1 protein-coding gene is annotated in these 1,144 nt (G+C 70.6%); it reads right to left on the bottom strand.

What is annotated here, in order from left to right:
• Positions 1 to 43: 43 nt before the first annotated feature.
• Complete coding sequence (gene rfbB, locus AC5LUJ_RS17670) at positions 44 to 1,045, bottom strand: dTDP-glucose 4,6-dehydratase (protein ID WP_493465322.1); 1,002 nt, start codon at positions 1,043 to 1,045, stop codon at positions 44 to 46.
• Positions 1,046 to 1,144 lie beyond the last annotated feature (99 nt).

Here is a 1,144-nt window from a genome sequence, read left to right on the forward strand (position 1 = left end):
GCCCGGCCCCTCCGCGGCCGGCCCGGGGCGAGCCGTGGGCGGGTCAGCGCCAGGCGGTCTCCGAGACGGGGGAGCGGCCGATCAGCGGACGCCACCACGCCTCGTTGTCGCGGTACCAGGCGACGGTTTCCCGCATCCCGTCGGCGAAGCCGATCTCGGGCGCCCAGCCGAGCTCGGTGCGCAGCCTGGTGGAGTCGAGCAGGTAACGCCGGTCGTGGGACGGGCGGTCCGGCACGATCGTCTTCAGCGACTCCGGCAGGCCCAGCTCGGCGAGGATGGTGTTGGCGATGGTCTCGATGTCGGCCTCGACACCGCTGCCGACGTGGTAGGTCTCGCCGAGCCGGCCGCGCTCCAGCACCGCCTCGATCGCCCGGCAGTGGTCGGCGACGTGCAGCCACTCCCGGCGGTTGCGCACCGACGCGTACAGGGGCAGGTTCTCGCCCTGCAGGGCCCGGGTGACGAACAGCGGGATGACCTTCTCCGGGAACTGGTACGGCCCGTAGTTGTTCGAGCAGTTCGTGATCGTCACCGGCAGGTCGTAGGTCAGGCCGTAAGCGCGCACCGCGTGGTCGCCGCCGGCCTTGGCCGCGTTGTACGGCGTCCGCGGCAGATACGGGGAGTCCTCGGTGAACGCGCCGGGGTCGTCGAGGTCCATGTCACCGTAGACCTCGCAGGTCGAGATCTGGTGGAAGCGCGCCACGCCGACCGTGCGGGCCGCCTCCAGCAGCGTCTGGGTGCCGATGACGTTGGTGGAGAAGAAGTCGCCGGGACGGATGATCGCCAGGCTGTTGTGCGACTCGGCGGCGAAGTTGACCACCACGTCGACCGTGTGCTCCCGTAGCAGCGACTCGACGAGCTCGCGGTCGCGGATGTCCCCGTGCACGAACGTGATCTCCGCCAGCACGTCGGCGAGGTTGTCCCGGCAGCCGGCGTAGGTCAGCGCGTCCAGCGCGACCACCTGGTCCCGGGGGTGCCGCTCACGCCAGTAGCGGACGAAGTTCGACCCGATGAACCCGGCGGCCCCGGTGACCAGCAGCGTCGACATGTGTCGTACGTCCCCCTTCGTAAGAGATCGGGATCGGCGGCCTCGGCGCCCCGATCCACGCCAGCCTCTCACGGCCGGATGACGCCGATCATCACCGCC

The sequence above is a fragment of the Protofrankia sp. CiP1_Cm_nod3 genome (assembly GCF_982290655.1).

Coding starts and splice junctions, on each gene's coding strand:
- rfbB (WP_493465322.1), bottom strand. CDS start 1,045: ATGTCGACGCTGCTGGTCACCGGGGCCGCCGGGTTCATCGGGTCGAAC.